Annotated in this window: 1 pseudogene; it reads left to right on the top strand. The window is 71.9% G+C overall.

Annotation, left to right across the window (positions count from 1 at the left end):
* Positions 1 to 808 (top strand): annotated as a pseudogene (locus tag HUK84_RS20000) (AsmA-like C-terminal region-containing protein); the annotation flags it as partial.
* Between the last annotated feature and the right edge of the window lie 183 nt (positions 809 to 991).

Raw genomic sequence — 991 nt, 5'->3', positions numbered from 1 at the left:
GGGTCCCTCCTATCACATGCCGTCCGCCGCCACCGGCCGCGTCCAGGGGCCGCCGGGGCGAAGCTGGCTGATCGATGCCGACGTGCCCACCCTCTATTACGCGCCCGACGGGGCGCTGGCCGGCGTGCATGCCCATGTCGAGGATAACGGCATCCGCGTCACGCGGCTGCGCTTCTCGATGGCCGGCCCGTCCCCCGCCACCGCCATCCTCACCCCGCAGCCCGACGGGCGGCATCTCCGGGCCAGCGTCCAGGACCTGGGGCTGATGCTGCAAAAGCTGGGCGTGACGCAGCAATTCTCCGGCGGCGCGACGGTGCTGCAGGGCGTGTTCGACGACCGCCAGTCCGCGGCGCCCTTCGCCGGCAGCCTGACCATCGGTCCGATCATGCTGCACGACGCGCCACGCCCGGTCCGGCTGGCCAACAACGCCTCGATCTATGGCTGGATGCAGGCGCCGCGCGGGCAGGGGTTCGAAATCCGCCGCGTCCTGCTGCCCCTGACCTTTCGTGACGGCACGCTCGCGATCCATGACGGGCAGGCCGGCAACGCCTCGCTGGGGGTGACGGTCGGCGGCACGATCGATCTCGACCGCGCGCGGCTGAACCTGAAGGGCACCATCGTGCCGGCCTTCGCGGTGAACGCGCTGCCCGGCCACATGCCCGGCGTCGGACGGCTGATGAGCCCCGAGAAAGGCGGCGGCCTGCTGGCCGCGACCTTCTCGGTCGGCGGCGCGCTGGACCGGCCGGACTTGCATGTCAACCCGTTCTCGATCTTCCTGCCGGGCGTGATGCGCCGCCTGGTCCAGTAGAGCATCGCCCGGACGGATCGGGGCAGGGAAGGGAGGATAGACGATCATGTCCGACGGATGGGAAGGCGGCCTGCTGGCGCTGGGCCTCGCGGTCCTGCTGCTGCTGGCGATCCTGCTGGCCCTGCTGCTGCGCCGCCGCGTCCGCCCGGAAGAAGGCGGGCGCGGCGGCGAGGGCGACCTGCT

This window comes from Nguyenibacter vanlangensis (genome assembly GCF_013376155.1).
Taxonomy (GTDB): Bacteria; Pseudomonadota; Alphaproteobacteria; order Acetobacterales; family Acetobacteraceae; genus Gluconacetobacter; species Gluconacetobacter vanlangensis.
Note: the sequence above shows the minus strand (reverse complement) of the source record. Positions and strands in the feature narration are given on the sequence as shown.